Genomic DNA, 14,031 nt, shown 5'->3' with positions numbered 1-14,031 from the left:
GGGGGGGGGGGGGGGGGCGGCCGGGTGGCGGTGGGTCAGTCCAGCGTCCACCGCTGCAACGGCGATCCGCTGTCCGGTTGTTGGGCCAGCAGGTCGCCGTCGGCCGGTCCGGCCGTGGTCAGCAGGAGTCCGCGGCGGCGGTTGGTCAGGGTGTAGGCACCGGAGGGGAGCCGGGTGGCGGTCCAGCGCTGGTTGTCGCCGCCGGTGCAGGTCCACTGGATCACCGGGGTGCCGGGTGCGGTGGCGCCGCCCCGGCCGTCCGCGCACAGCCGGGAGTGGAGGTTGGTGAGGGTGTACGAGCCGTCGGCCTGCCGGGCGAAGGTCCAGCCCTGGTTCCGGCCCCCGTTGGTGGTCCAGGTGTCGAGCCGGGTGCCCGGGGTGGTGGACCAGTCGGGGACGTCCAGCGCCTTGCCGCCGGTGGACAGCACGTGGGTGCCGTCGAGGACCGGGGCGGCGCCGGCCGGGGTGAGGGTGAGGGTCTGGGCGGTGACCGGGCGGGTGTCGGCGGTGCTGCCGGGGTTGTCCCAGGTGCGCTGGGGGGAGGTGGTCACGGCCTGGGCCCCGGTGGTGAGGCTGAGCGCGAGGTCGCTGTAGCGGTTGACCAGGCGGTAGCCGCCGGTGGGGGTGGACGGGCCGCTGCCCGCCGGGCTGGTGACCACCGTCTGGACGGACCACTGCTGGCCGACGGTCGGGCTGCTGCCGCGGGCGGCGAGCGTGGGGGCGGCGCCCCAGGCGCGTCCGGCGTTGCCGCGGGAGTCGACGCCGAGCAGCTTGCCGGAGCCGGCGTTGGCGATGGTGTAGAAGCCGTCGCCGGTGGGGGCGAAGGTCCACTGCTGGGCGGCGGTGTCGGCGGTGGCGGAGGTGGTGAGGGTGCTCCCGCTCTGGGCCAGCGAGTGGCCGTCGCCCGCGGCGAGCCGGTACGGCACCCCGGTGGTGACGGGGGCGGCCGGCGGGGCGCCGGCGGCGGTCGGGGCGATGCTGACCTCGGCGTACTCGCCGCTGCCGGTGGAGCAGCTGTACCAGCAGTAGGAGCGGAAGGTCCTGCCGAGCACGGTGGTGCCGGTCCGGCTGCCGGAGTCCACCAGCCAGCGGTACCAGGAGCTCTGCGGCCCGCCGACGGAGCCGATGTCGGTCCACTGCTGGGTGGCCAGGTCGTCGGTGACGTAGTAGTGCTGGGGCTGGTCGGAGCCGGCCTCGTTCTCGGGGGTGCCGAGGTACTTGCCGAGGTAGGCGCTCCAGGCGATGTTCAGCACCGAGAGCTGCGAGGGGGCGGGCATGGTGCCGGCGGCGATCTGGGTGCGGATGCTGCCGGTCCGGTCGGGGGAGTAGCCGTCGCCGGGGGCGAGGTAGCCGGTGCCGACCCCCTGGGCGGGGACGAGGTCGCTCTCGGCGCCGCCGATGCCCGGGGTGGACCAGGAGCCGTCGTGCCACTTGGTCCAGGAGGAGGCGGCCAGCTTCCCGGAGATCGGCGCGCGGGCGACGTGCTCCTCGAAGCCGCCCCAGCCGCCGGTCTTGTCGACGGCCCGGGACATGTAGAAGACGTAGAAGTAGCCGGAGCGGTAGTCGGTGAACAGGCGCGGGTCGCCGTCGCCGTAGGAGTAGGTGGAGCCCGGGAAGGTCGTGGTGTCGCCGCGGACGGTGCTGTACGGGGTGGTGATCGCGTGGTCGGTGATGGTCCAGGTGCGGCCCCGGTCCTTGGAGACGGTGGCGTCGATGGCGTCGTAGTGCAGGCCGTCGCCGAAGGGCTGCGGGGTGAACTCGTTGTGGACCAGGCCGTACCACCAGCCGGTGTCGGGGTCGACCCAGACCCCGGTCAGGTCGCAGTAGTTGGGCTGGGCGTAGCCGGAGCCGGCGGGGGCGGCGGTGGCGCCGAGGCCGGTCGGGCTGTTGTCGCAGCGCCAGGTGGTGTCGCCGTTGCTGTCCTGGGGGTTGGCCGGGTTCACCGCCGTGCTGATCGGCGCGAGGGTGGCGGTGTCGAAGTCCGAGCCGCGGTAGAACTGCCAGCTGCGGCCGTCCTTCGCGCCGTACAGCGAGTGGGCGGACTGGTAGTAGAACTGCCCGTCGGTGTCGGTGTAGCCGAAGGCGGGGGTGTCGTCGGCGTTGCCGAAGGGGACGGGCTTCCCGGCGGAGAGGGTGTACGACGCGGGCGGTGCCGCGCTGCCGCCCCAGACCTCGGTGGGGGAGGGCGTGCACGGCGCGAGGCCGACCCGGGCCCCGTCCGTGGCCGAACTCCCCTGGACGGCCAGGCACTTGGCCGACTTGGCGGAGTAGACGGTGCCGTCCGGGAGCCAGCCGAAGCGCTGGTTGGGGCCGGAGGTGCAGCCGTACAGCTGGAGCAGGGCGCCGGTGGCGTTGGAGGCGTCGGTGACGTCGAGGCACTTGCCGAACGCGGTGACGCTGCCGTCGGGGTTGCGGGTCCACTGCTGGCGGGCCGAGCCGTCGCAGCCGAGCAGTTGGACGGGGTTGCCGTCGGCCGTGCCGCCGTCGGCGTCGTCCAGGCACTTGCCGCCGATGGTGACCGTGCCGGCGGTGGCGACGGCGGCAGCGGTGGTGGGCGGGGCGGCGGAGGCGGGGGGTGCGGCGGCGAGCGGCAGGCAGGTGGCCGCCGCCAGGGCCAGGACCGGCACGAGCGAGGCCCGGGCCGGCCGGGACGTCGTCCGTCTCATCGGGGGATCCTTCCGGAGGCGTGCCGCCCGCTGGGTGGGGGAGGCGGCACGACTGGCGATTAGTTCCGCCAGAATCCGAACTTATTGCGGGTCATGTCAAGACCCGTGCAGCAGATCGGGGCGTACGGTCAGCGCCGGGCGGGCGTCATGGCGCTGGTCGGGTCCTGGTAGACGGCGTCCAGGGCGAGCAGCGCGCCGCCCCGGGCCGTCCCGGTCAGCCCGGTGGTGGACAGCACGATCTCGCAGCCCCCGGCGTCCGGGGCCATCACCCGCTCGCGCACCTGGGCGGTCACGCTGTCCAGCAGGTACTCGCCGAAGAAGGCGAAGTGCCCGCCGAGGACGATCAGCCGGGGGTTGAGGACGTCGGCGAGCAGCGCCAGGCCGGGCGCGAGGTTGTCGGCGATCCGCTGCACCGCGGCCAGGGTGCGGGCGTCCCCGGCGCCCGCCCGCTCGCGCAGTTCGGCGAGTCGGCGCTCCAGGTCCACCATCGGGTCCCAGACCAGGTCGCCGGGGTCGGCGGCGTAGCGCAGCAGGGCGCCGCGGCCGACGGTGGTCTCCCAGCAGCCGCGTCTGCCGCAGGCGCACAGCTGCTCGGAGGGCACCAGTTGGAGGTGGCCGACCTCGCCCGCGTAGCCGCCGGCCCCGCGCACCAGCTGCCCGCCGGCGATGATGCCCACCCCGACGCCGGTCTGGCCGGTGACGTAGACCAGGTCGCGGACGTTGTCGGCGGAGGCGGTCACGTACTCGGCCAGCGCGCCGAGCTTGGCGTCGTTCTCCAGGTGCAGTTCCGGGGCGCCGGGTCCCAGGCGCTCGCGCAGGCCGGCGATGGCGGGCACGTCCCGCCAGCCGATGTTGGAGGCGAAGCCGACGGTGCCGGTGGCCATGTCGGTGGCGCCGGGCGTGGCCAGGGTGACCCCGGCGACCCGGCCGCCGTCGCGGCGCAGCGCCTCGATGCCCCGGGCGACCAGCTGGGCGGTGGTGTCCAGGGTGGCGTCGGGCCCGGCGGCCCGGACGTCGAAGGGGATCCGCTGCTCGGCGGTGACCTCGCCCTTGAGGTTGAGGGCGAGCAGGCTGACGTAGTCGACGTTGATCTCGGCGCCGATGCCGTGCACGCCGCTGCCGTCGATCTCCACGGCCTGCCCGGGCCGGCCGACGGTGCCCCGGTCCCGCTCCGCCTCGCCCTCGCGGATCAGCCGGCCCTCCAGCAGTTCCGCGGTGAGGTTGGAGACGGTGGCCTTGGGCAGGCCGGTGTCCTCGGAGATGCGGGCGCGCGAGCGGGGGCCCTCGTCGCGCAGCAGCCGCAGCACCATGCCGAGGTTGGCCCGGCGGGACGACGAGCGGTCGCGGGCCACGGCCGGCCCGGCCATCGCCAGACTCCGTACGCCCGAGCCTTGAAGCGCTGCCTTCACGAACCGCTCCTCCTCCGGTGCCACCGTCACGGCCGACGCGGGCGTCGACACTGCCTCTTGACTTTATCAGGGTTGGTTCAAACAATAACCGAACGAATTGGCCGGTTCCCGCTCCGCCCCCGGGACCGCGCCCCGCCCTCCCGGTTTCGAGGAGACACACGTGAAGACAAGACCCGTTTCGACGGCCTCCGCACTCGCGCTCGTGACGGCCGCGGTCCTCGTCGCCGGCTGTTCCTCCGGCGGCAGCGGCAGCAGTGGCGCGGACGCCGCCTCCGGCCCGGTCAAGCTCGACTTCTGGGGCTGGGCCCCGGGGTACGAGGAGTCGGTCGCCCTGTTCAACAAGACCCACCCGGGCATCCAGGTCAGCTTCGGCAAGACCGCCTCCGGTTCCAAGGGCGGCTACACCAAGATGCTCACGGCCGCCAAGGCCGGCAACGCCCCCTGCCTGGCCCAGGTCGGCTACGAGACCCTGCCCAGCTTCGCCGCGGCCGGGGCCCTCACCGACGTCGGCACGTACACCGCCGACGCCAAGGGCCGGTTCGCCGACTGGACCTGGAAGCAGGTCACCGTCGACGGCCACACCTACGGCCTCCCGGTCGACACCGCGCCGATGGCCCTGATGTACCGCAAGGACCTGTTCGCGAAGTACGGCATCGACAAGCCCCCGGCCACCTGGGAGGAGTACGCGGCCGACGCCGCCAAGGTGCACGCCGCCGACCCCACCGTGTACCTCGGCAACTTCGGCAACGACCCGTACACCTACGCCGGCCTCGCCTGGCAGGCGGGCGCCAAGTGGTTCGGCACCGGCAACGACCAGTGGCAGGTCAGCCTGAACAGCGACGCCAACCGCAAGGTCGCCTCCTACTGGCAGGACCTGCTGGACAAGAAGCTGGTGAAGGCCGACCCCAGCAACGACGCCTCGCAGTTCAGCGACATGGCCAACGGCAAGATCCTCTCCGACGTCAACGCGGTCTGGGACGCGCCGATCATCGCCGGCAGCGTCAAGGACGGCGCCGGGCAGTGGGCCGTCGCCCCGATGCCGGTGTGGGACGCCGCCAACCCGGCGTACGGCAACGACGGCGGCTCGGCCACCGCTGTCCTGAAGGGCTGCGCCCACGCCAAGGAGGCCGCCGAGTTCGCCACCTGGATGAGCACCGACCCCGACAGCGTCGGCAACCTGATCAAGGTCACCGGCATCTACCCGGCGGCCACCTCGGCGCTCGCCCACCCCGCGCTCTCCCAGCCCGACCCCTTCTACGGCGGGCAGGTGATCTACGACGTCTTCAAGGCCGAGACCGCCCACATCACCACCGACTGGCAGTGGGGCCCGACCATGACCCAGACCTCCACCGACCTCGGCGACGGGCTCGGCAAGGCGGGCACCGGCGGAGCCACCCTGCCGAACGTGCTCGCCGACCTGCAGAGCAGGACGGTGGCCGGCCTCAAGCAGCAGGGCCTCGCCGTCGCCGGCTGACCGGGCACCCGGACCGACCAAGGAGGGACGAACCCCCATGACCACCGCCCTCGCCGGGCGGACAGCACCGCAGGACCGCGCCGCCCGCCCGGACCGCCCCGCCCGCCACCGGGCCCGGACCGTCGCGCTGTTCCTCGCCCCGTTCCTGCTGCTGTTCACGGCGCTGTACCTGGCGCCGATCGGCTACACCCTCTACCAGAGCCTGTTCCGGATGCACCGCTCCGGCCTCGGCCTCTCCGCCCCCACCCAGGTCTTCGCCGGCCTCGGCAACTACGCGACGGCGCTGGGCGATCCGGCCTTCCGCGGCTCGCTGCTGCGGGTGCTGCTGATCGGCGTGGTCCAGGTGCCCGTGATGCTGGCCCTGGCCCTGGCGCTGGCCCTGCTGCTGGACGCCGGGTCGACGATGTTCAAGCGGTTCTTCCGGCTGGCCTTCTTCCTGCCGTACGCCCTGCCCGGGGTGGTCGGCGCGATCATGTGGTCCTACCTGGTCGCCCCGGGCCTGAGCCCGATCACCGCCGCCGCCCACCACCTGGGCCTGGACCTGAACCTGACCTCGGACGGCATGCTCGGCGCGACCATCGGCAACATGCTGACCTGGGGTTGGACCGGCTACAACATGCTGATCATCCACTCCGCCCTCCAGGCCATCCCGGCCGAACTGGCCGAGGCGGCCCGGATGGACGGCTGCTCGGCCTTCGGCATCGCCTGGCGGATCAAGGTCCCGATGATCCGCCCCGCCCTGGTGCTGACCACGGTGTTCTCCGTCATCGGCACCGCCCAGCTCTACAACGAGCCCGCGATCCTGCACAACGTCGCCCCCAACCTGAGCAGCAGCTACACCCCCATCTACGCCGCCTACAACGCCGTGGACGCCAACGACTTCAACCTCGCCGCCACCGAGTCCGTGGTGCTCGCGGTCCTGGCGTTCGCGCTGTCCTTCGGCTTCCTCAAGCTCGTCCAGCGCCGGGGGGAGGCCCTGTGAGCACCGCCACCGACACCGCCACCGAAACCGGCACCGCCCGGTACCAGGCCTCCCGCTGGCTCACCCTCGGCGTGCTGCTGATCGCCTCGGTCTACTTCCTCGCCCCGGTCTGGTGGCTGCTGGTCGCCTCGACCAAGACCAGCAGCGGCCTGTTCGCCGGGAACGGCTTCTGGTTCGGCGACTTCGCCCTCGCCGACAACCTGCGCGACGTCTTCACCCGCCAGGGCGGGATCTACTGGCAGTGGCTCGGCAACAGCGCCCTCTACGCCGTGGGCGGCGCGGCCGGCTCCACCCTGATCTCGGCGATGGCGGGCTACGCACTGGCCAAGTACCGCTTCCGGGGAAGGGAGTTGACCTTCAACGGAGTGCTCGCGGCCGTGCTGGTGCCGCAGCCGCTGCTGGCCGTGCCGCTCTACCTGATGTTCTCCCAGCTGCACCTGGTCAACTCCTACTGGGCGGTGCTGCTGCCCAGCACGGTCAGCCCGTTCGGCGTCTACCTGGCCAGGATCTACGCCGCCGCCTCCGTGCCGGACGAGCTGATCGAGGCCGGACGGATCGACGGCGCGGGCGAGTTCAGGATCTTCGCCACCATCGCGCTGCGGGTGATGTCCCCGGCGCTGGTCACGGTCTTCCTGTTCCAGTTCGTCGCCATCTGGACCAACTACCTGCTGCCCGTGCTGATGCTGGCCGACGACCACCTCCAGCCGGTCACCGTCGGCGTGGTCGGCTGGCAGGCCCAGCGGGCACTCGGCCCCGGCGCGCCGCCGCTCAACATCGTGGTCACCGCCGCCATGGTCTCCGCGATCCCGCTGGTCATCCTGTTCCTGTCCCTGCAACGCTTCTGGCGCGCCGGCCTCACCGCCGGGAGCGTCAAATGAGGAGGCCCGGCGTGCCCGCCCGGTACCACCTGCGGTTCCAGCTCCATCCCACCCCGGACGCCGCCGAACGCGCCGCCGAACTCGCCTCCTTCTGCCGGGAGTCGGGCGTCGAGGAGGTCGTCCTGCTGCTCGCGGCCGAGGAGCTGTACCCCGGCCACCCGGCGGGCGGGGTGGAGGACCGGCTGTACGACACCGCCGCGACCGCCACGGCGGTCCTGCGCGCAGCCGGGCTCGGCGTCAGCCTCAACCCCTGGGTCACCCTCGGCCACGCCGACCGCGGCCGGGCCGACCGGCTCGGCTTCGCCCCGATGGTCGGACCGGACGGCACCGTGGCCACCGCCCAGGCCTCCCCGGCCTGTCCGCGGTTCCGCGCCTGGATCACCGCCCACTACGCCCGCTTCGCCGAACTCGACGTCCGCGTGCTGTGGTTGGAGGACGACTTCCGCTACCACAACCACGCTCCGCTGCCCTGGGGCGGCGGCTTCGAACCGCTGATGCTGGAGCGCCTCGCCGCATTGGCCGGGGAGCCGGTGGACCGGGAGCGGGCGGTCGCCGCCGTGACCGCCCCCGGCCCGCCGCACCCCTGGCGCGCGCTGCTCCAACAGGTCTGGCGCACCGCACAGTTGGAGGTGGCCGGCGAGGTGGCGGCGGCGGTCGCCAAGGCCTCCGGCGGGCGCGCGCGGCTCGGCCTGATGAGCTCCGAGCCCGGCGTCCACTCGGTCGAGGGCCGCGACTGGCCGGCCCTCTTCGACGCGCTCGCCATCGACGGGGAAGTCTGGCACCGGCCGCACTTCGCCCGCTACTCGGACGCGCCGGGCCGCGAACTCAGCTTCTCGGTCTGGATGCTGGAGGTCCAGCGGGCCCTGCGGCCGCGCCACGTGCGCAGCGCGCCGGAGGTCGAGAACTGGCCGCACACCGCGTGGTCCAAGTCCGACACCCAGACCTGGTCGGAGCTGGTGGCCGCCCAACTCGCCGGCTCCGAAGCGCTGTTCCTCAACCTCCACCCGATGCAGTCCGGCGCCGCCGGACGCTTCCCGCGGGTCGCCGAGCTGCTGCGCCGCTCCCGGCCCGCGCTGGACCTGCTCACCGGCCCGGCGGCGCGCACCCACGGCGTGACGCTGCCCGTCCGCCAGGACGCCGCCGCGCACGTCCGCACCCGCCGGGGCGGCGACCTCGCCGAACTGGCGGTCGACCCCGGCCCGGCCGCGGACCACCTGCTCCGCTACGGCGTCCCGGTCACCGCCGAGGACGGCCCGGTCCGGGTGCTGTTCGGGCAGCTCGCCTGGGCCTACCAGGACGCCGAGCTCCGGCGGATGCTCGCCGACGGCCTGCTGCTCGACGGCACCGCCGCCCACATCCTGCGGGCCCGCGGGTTCGGCGAGCTGCTCGGGGTGACCGTCGAGGAGGTCGTCGAGCGCGGAGCAGGGGGCGGAGCCGGGGGTGGAGCCGCGGGCGATCCCGGCCCGTACGCGCTGGAACGCGTGCTGACCGGGGAGGGCGCGGGCGCCTACCTGAGCGTCAACCTCCAACCGGCCCTGGCCCGGCTCCGGCCGGCGGCGGGGGCCGAGACCTGGACCGAGATCCTCACCCCCGACCACCGGTTCTGGGGCGCCGGCCGGTGCGTCTTCACCAACGAGCTCGGCGGCCGGGTCGCGGTGACGGCCGCCACCGCCGTCGAGCTGCTGCCCCACGACGACGACGGGCAGCGCCTGCTGCACGCCGCCGTCCGCTACCTGGAGGGCGACTCCCCGACCCTGCCGCTGGTCACCGGCGGGCCCCACCTGATCCCGCACCTGACCCGCACGGCGGACGGCTGGCGGCTCGCCGTCGCCAACGGCAGCGCCGACCCGGCCCACCCCCGGGTGCACCTGCCCCGCGGGGCCGTCCGGGCCGAGGGCGTCCTGCTCCGGCCGCTGGCAGACCCCGAGCCGGTCGAGGCCGCGGTGACCGGTCGCAGCGTCGAGGTCACCGAGGAGCTGCCGCACCGCGGCTGGCTGCTCCTCGACTGGCGGTAGCCGCGGCCGGCCCGGGCACCTGGGGCGTGTCGGACACGCCTTCGGTCAGGCCGACCTGACGGTGGGGAAGCGGTCGCCGCCGACGGCCCAGCGGCCGCGGCGCATCACGGCGACCAGGTCGTAGGTGTCGGAGTCGAGGACGACGAGGTCGGCGAGCTTGCCGGTCTCCAGGGAGCCGACCGAGTCGGCGAGGCCGAGCAGGCGGGCCGGGGTGGCGCTGAGCGACTCGACGGTCTGGGCGAGGGACAGGCCGTTGACGGTCACCGAGCGCTTGAAGGCCACGTCCAGGGTGAGGGTGGAACCGGCGATCGCGCCGCCCTCGACCAGCCGGGCGACGCCGTTCTCGACGCGGACCTGGAGGGGGCCGAGGGGGTAGAGGCCGTCGCCCATGCCGGCGGCGCCCATGGCGTCGGTGATGAGGGCGACCCGGTTGGCGCCGGCGGTGCCGTAGGCGAGGTCGAGGACGGAGGGGTGGAGGTGGACGCCGTCGTTGATGAGTTCGACGGTGACGCGTTCGTCCTCCAGGAGGGCGACGATGGGGCCGGGGGCGCGGTGGGCGATGCCGGGCATGGCGTTGAAGAGGTGGGTGGCGACGGTGGCGCCGGCGTCGATGGCTTCGAGGGTGGTGGCGTAGTCGGAGTCGGTGTGGCCGACGGCGGCGATGACGCCGAGGTCGGCGAGCATGCGGACGGAGTCGAGGCCGCCGGGGAGTTCGGGGGCGAGGGTGACCATCCTGGCGTGGCCGCGGGCGGCGTCGACGAGTTTGCGCACCAGGGCGGGGTCGGGGTTGCGCAGCAGGTCGGGGCGGTGGGCGCCGCAGCGGTTGTGGGAGATGAAGGGGCCCTCGAAGTGGACGCCGGCGAGGGTGCCGTCCTCGGCGAGTTCGGAGAGGACGGCGGCCTGGCGGGCGACTTCGTCGATCTCGCCGGTGACGGTGGAGGCGACGGTGGTGGTGGTGCCGTGGGCGAGGTGGGTGCGGGCGGCGTGCAGGGCCTCCTCGGCGATGCCGGAGGCGTAGGAGGCGCCGCCGCCGCCGTGGACGTGCAGGTCGACGAAGCCGGGGACGACGGTGTGGCCGGTCAGGTCGAGGTCGCCCGGTTCGGCTTCACCGCCGCTCGCCGCGGGGGAGAGGGCGGCGATGCGCTCGCCCTGGACGGCCAGGCGGCCGCCGTCGACGACCCCGCCGGGCAGGACGAGCCGGGCGCCGGACAGGGCAGTGCGGTCACGGTCCGCGCTGGTCACGCGGTCACCTCCATCGAGAGCAGGTCCCAGGCGAGCAGGCCGGCGCCCAGGGACGCGGCGGTGTCTTTGAGCATGGCGGGTACGACCTTCGGGGGCATCTGGAAGGTCAGGCGCTCGGTGACCGCAGCGCGCAGCGGGGTGAAGAGCGTGTCGCCGGCCTCGGCCAGTCCGCCGCCGACGATGACCGTGGACGGATCGAGCAGGCTCTGGGCCAGCACGATGCCGTCGGCCAGCGCGTCGACCGCGTCCTGCCAGACGGCGCGGGCGCGGTCGTCCCCGGCGTCCACCGCGGCGGCGCAGGATGCCGCGTCGGCGTCGGGGTCACCGCTGGCCTCGGCCCAGGCGCGGGAGACGGCCGAGGCGGAGGCCAGCGTCTCCAGGCAGCCGCGGGCGCCGCAGCCGCACTGCGGGCCGCCGGGGCGGACCACGACGTGGCCGATCTCGCCGCCGTAGCCGTGCGCGCCGGCCTCGATCCGGCCGCCGATGCCGATGGCGCCGGCGATGCCGGTGCCGAGGGCGACGAACAGGAAGCGGTCGACGCCCTGACCCGCGCCGATCCGCCCTTCGGCCAGCCCGCCGGAGCGCACGTCGTGGCCGAGGGCGACCGGCAGGCCCCCGAGGCGCTCGCCGAGCAGCTCGCGCAGCGGGAGGTCGCGCCAGCCGAGGTTGGCGGAGAAGACCGCGATCCCGTTCTTCTCGTCGATCGTGCCGGGCACGGCCACGCCGGCCGCCAGCGGGGCGTGCCCGAAGCGGGCGCGGCCCTCGTCGGCGAGGTCGGCGGCGAAGCCGAGGATGGCGGCGACGACGGCGTCGGTGCCGTGTTCCCGCCCGGTCGGTCGGCGTGCTTCGAACAGCACGGAGCCGTCCTGGGCGAGCAGCGCGGCCTTCATGCCGGTGCCGCCTACATCGAGTGCGATGACGTGCTTCACGGAGGACAGTTTCCCTTGGTCGGGTCGAAGAGGTCTAGTCCAGTTGTCGGATTGGTCTGGTCCATACTGGGTGAGCTTTGTCTCGGCTGCGGCGGTGTGCGCGGCTTTGTGCCCCGGAGTCCGGCTGAGGGCCTCCGTTCGCCTGTTGTTGCGCATCGTGCAATGAACCAGGGCACTTCGGTAACTACTCGACGGGCGGGGGCGAGTGGTGTGGACCAGTGTGCGAGCGGTTTGGGAGTGTGGCGCTCCCCCCTGCCGGATTCCCTCGTCCGGCTGTAGTTCCCTCTGAAGGCGGTACCCGCGTTGGACAGGCGCGCCCACGTTTCCCTCCGTGTGCTCGGTACGGCGTTGGCCGGAGCACTGGTGCTCACCACGGTCAGCGCATGCAGCGGGCAGGGCGACGGGCCGGTCACGCTCAAACTGGTCGCCGCGGACTACGGGGAGAACGCCGAGACCGGCTCCAAGCACTACTGGGACGAGGTCTCCAAGGCCTTCGAGGCGGCCAACCCCGGCATCAAGGTCCAGGTCGAGGTCGACAGCTGGACCGACATCGGCAAGAAGGTCGACGACATGATCGCGGCCGGGAAGTCGCCCGACCTGCTGCAGACCGGCGGCTTCGCCGAGCAGGTCGCGGCGGACCGGCTGTACGCGGCCGCGGACGTCCTCTCGATGGACACCCAGGCCAAGTTCATGGACAACTTCTCGCACGCCGGGCAGGTGCTGGGGACCCAGTACGGGATCCCCTTCGTCTCCTCCTCGCGGGTGCTCTTCTACAACAAGGCGATCTTCAAGCAGGCCGGGATCACCCAGCCGCCGACCACCTGGAACGAGCTGCGGGCCGCGGCCGAGAAGATCAAGGCCAAGGTGCCCGGGGTGACCCCGTACGGGCTGCCGCTGGGGCCCGAGGAGGCGCCGGCCGAGTCGATGCTGTGGACGCTGAGCGGGGGCGGCTCGCTCTCGGACGACGTCGGCAACTACACCATCGACAGCGACCAGAACCAGGCGACCTTCACCTGGCTCAAGAACAACCTGGTCAGCACCGGGCTGACGTACCCGGACCCCGGCAAGATGAACCGCACGCCGGTGTTCCAGGACTTCGCCTCCGGGAAGGTCGCGATGCTCAACGGGCACCCGACCCTGCTGCGGATGGCGTCCGCCGGGAAGATCGACTTCGGGACGGCGGTCATCCCGAAGAAGGACGGCGTGGGGAGGACCGGGAGCCTCGGCGTCGCGGACTGGATGATGGCGTTCAAGGCCAACGGGCACAAGAACGAGATCAAGAAGTTCCTGTCCTTCGTCTACACCAAGGACTACCAGCTCAAGTTCGACGAGCAGTACAACCTGCTGCCGGTGACCCAGGACGCCTTCAACCAGATGTCCTCGGACCCCAAGCACGAGGACCTCAAGCAGTTCGCGGTGGGGCTGACCAACGCCAGCTTCTACCCGTTCGGGGACCCGGCCTGGGGTGAGGTCAGCAACCGGATCAAGACGGGGATCGGGCAGGCCGTGACCGGGGACCCGAAGCAGGTGCTGCAGGGGCTGCAGGACGCGGCGATGAAGGAAGCGGGCCGGGTCCGCAAGCAGTGAGGCCCCCTGCCGGGGGGCGGGGGGCGGGGGGCGGGGGGCTCACCGCGAGGGCCGGTGCCGGGGCGGGGTCAGGGGAGCGTGATCGCGTAGGCCTTGCGGAGGGTCTCGTGGACCGTCCAGGTGGTGCGGTCGCCCTCGCGCAGGACGGCGCAGTCGCCGGGGCCGACGGACAGGGTCGGGCCGCCCTCGATCTCGATGGTGGCCCGGCCGCTCAGCACCACGAACATCTCGTCGGCCTCGACGTCGGTGACCACGCCCGGGGTGATCTGCCAGATGCCGCGCAGCTGGCGGCCGTCGGGGGACTCGGCGAGGACCTTTCCGGTGACCTCGGGGGTGCCGGAGACGATCTGGGACGGGTCGAGGGGCTCGGGGTCGAGGTCGGCGGTGGGGATGTGGACGGCGAAGCTGGTCATGGGGGTGACGCTAGCCGGGCGGGGGCACCGGGGTGGGGGGGCAGAGTGTGTCGGGGGCGCGTCCGAGAATGACACTTCGTAGGTCCGTGGGGGATGCGGGGGGATGTGCGGAGGTGGTGCGTGTGGGCGAGCCGAGTGGGCTGAGTGAGCGGGACCGGGCGGTGCTGGCGCTGGAGGGGCGGCAGTGGCGGACGGCGGGGGCCAAGGAGCGGGCGATCCGGGAGGAGCTGGGGCTCTCCTCCACGCGGTACTACCAGGTGCTGAACGGGTTGTTGGACCGGGAGGAGGCGTTGGCGTTCGCGCCGGTGCTGGTGAATCGGTTGCGGCGGGTGCGGGAGGGGCGGCGGGGGGCGCGGTCGCAGGCGGCTCCCGTGGTGACGGCGGCCGGGTTCGAGGGGTGGCGGTCCGAGGCGGTGGCCGGGGTTCCCGGTGCGCC

Annotated in this window: 10 protein-coding genes and 1 pseudogene; 6 read left to right on the top strand and 5 right to left on the bottom strand. The window is 73.3% G+C overall.

Features of this window, described 5'->3' with window-relative positions; translation table 11 throughout:
- Nucleotides 1–35: 35 nt before the first annotated feature.
- The gene (locus ACFWXO_RS42410) at nucleotides 36–2,666 is read right to left on the bottom strand and encodes an RICIN domain-containing protein (RefSeq protein WP_380531824.1); all 2,631 of its coding nucleotides are present in this window, start codon (nucleotides 2,664–2,666) and stop codon (nucleotides 36–38) included.
- Nucleotides 2,667–2,794: 128 nt separating this feature from the next.
- Nucleotides 2,795–4,075 carry an ROK family protein gene (locus ACFWXO_RS42405; protein ID WP_380531821.1) on the bottom strand — a complete coding sequence of 427 codons (1,281 nt, stop codon included), beginning with the start codon at nucleotides 4,073–4,075 and terminating at the stop codon, nucleotides 2,795–2,797.
- Nucleotides 4,076–4,235: 160 nt separating this feature from the next.
- On the opposite strand from ACFWXO_RS42405, the gene ACFWXO_RS42400 reads away from it, so the two are divergent.
- From ACFWXO_RS42400 to ACFWXO_RS42385, 4 genes are read left to right on the top strand one after another with little or no spacing between them, the layout of a single operon-like run.
- Entirely contained in the window at nucleotides 4,236–5,549 is a 1,314-nt protein-coding gene (locus tag ACFWXO_RS42400) for an ABC transporter substrate-binding protein (RefSeq protein ID WP_380531818.1), read from the top strand.
- Nucleotides 5,550–5,586: 37 nt separating this feature from the next.
- A complete protein-coding gene (locus ACFWXO_RS42395; protein ID WP_380531815.1) occupies nucleotides 5,587–6,531 on the top strand; it encodes a carbohydrate ABC transporter permease in 945 nt (314 codons plus the stop codon).
- The gene (locus tag ACFWXO_RS42390; protein ID WP_380531812.1) at nucleotides 6,528–7,409 is read left to right on the top strand and encodes a carbohydrate ABC transporter permease; all 882 of its coding nucleotides are present in this window, start codon (nucleotides 6,528–6,530) and stop codon (nucleotides 7,407–7,409) included. The genes ACFWXO_RS42395 and ACFWXO_RS42390 overlap by 4 nt, the downstream gene beginning before the upstream one ends.
- Before the next feature lie 11 nt (nucleotides 7,410–7,420).
- Nucleotides 7,421–9,424 carry a hypothetical protein gene (locus ACFWXO_RS42385; protein ID WP_380531809.1) on the top strand — a complete coding sequence of 668 codons (2,004 nt, stop codon included), beginning with the start codon at nucleotides 7,421–7,423 and terminating at the stop codon, nucleotides 9,422–9,424.
- A 45-nt stretch (nucleotides 9,425–9,469) separates the two neighbouring features.
- On the opposite strand, the gene nagA is transcribed toward ACFWXO_RS42385, so the two are convergent.
- Together nagA and ACFWXO_RS42375 are read right to left on the bottom strand one after the other, a co-directional pair.
- Nucleotides 9,470–10,666: an N-acetylglucosamine-6-phosphate deacetylase gene (gene nagA / locus ACFWXO_RS42380; protein ID WP_380531806.1), complete on the bottom strand. Its 1,197-nt coding sequence runs from the start codon at nucleotides 10,664–10,666 to the stop codon at nucleotides 9,470–9,472.
- Complete coding sequence (locus ACFWXO_RS42375; RefSeq protein ID WP_380531803.1) at nucleotides 10,663–11,595, bottom strand: ROK family protein; 933 nt, start codon at nucleotides 11,593–11,595, stop codon at nucleotides 10,663–10,665. The genes nagA and ACFWXO_RS42375 overlap by 4 nt, the downstream gene beginning before the upstream one ends.
- A gap of 348 nt (nucleotides 11,596–11,943) precedes the next feature.
- On the opposite strand from ACFWXO_RS42375, the gene ACFWXO_RS42370 reads away from it, so the two are divergent.
- A complete protein-coding gene (locus ACFWXO_RS42370; protein WP_375888710.1) occupies nucleotides 11,944–13,182 on the top strand; it encodes an extracellular solute-binding protein in 1,239 nt (412 codons plus the stop codon).
- Nucleotides 13,183–13,250: 68 nt separating this feature from the next.
- Here the strand turns inward: ACFWXO_RS42370 and ACFWXO_RS42365 are convergent, their stop codons facing one another.
- On the bottom strand, nucleotides 13,251–13,595 hold the full coding sequence (locus tag ACFWXO_RS42365) for a cupin domain-containing protein (RefSeq protein ID WP_375888707.1): 345 nt from the start codon (nucleotides 13,593–13,595) through the stop codon (nucleotides 13,251–13,253).
- Nucleotides 13,596–13,663: 68 nt separating this feature from the next.
- Between ACFWXO_RS42365 and ACFWXO_RS42360 the strand changes: the two are divergent.
- Nucleotides 13,664–13,951 (top strand): annotated as a pseudogene (locus tag ACFWXO_RS42360) (DUF3263 domain-containing protein); the annotation flags it as partial.
- Nucleotides 13,952–14,031: the final 80 nt, after the last annotated feature.

Source organism: Kitasatospora sp. NPDC059088 (genome assembly GCF_042738155.1).
GTDB lineage: Bacteria > Actinomycetota > Actinomycetes > Streptomycetales > Streptomycetaceae > Kitasatospora.
Note: the sequence above shows the minus strand (reverse complement) of the source record. Positions and strands in the feature narration are given on the sequence as shown.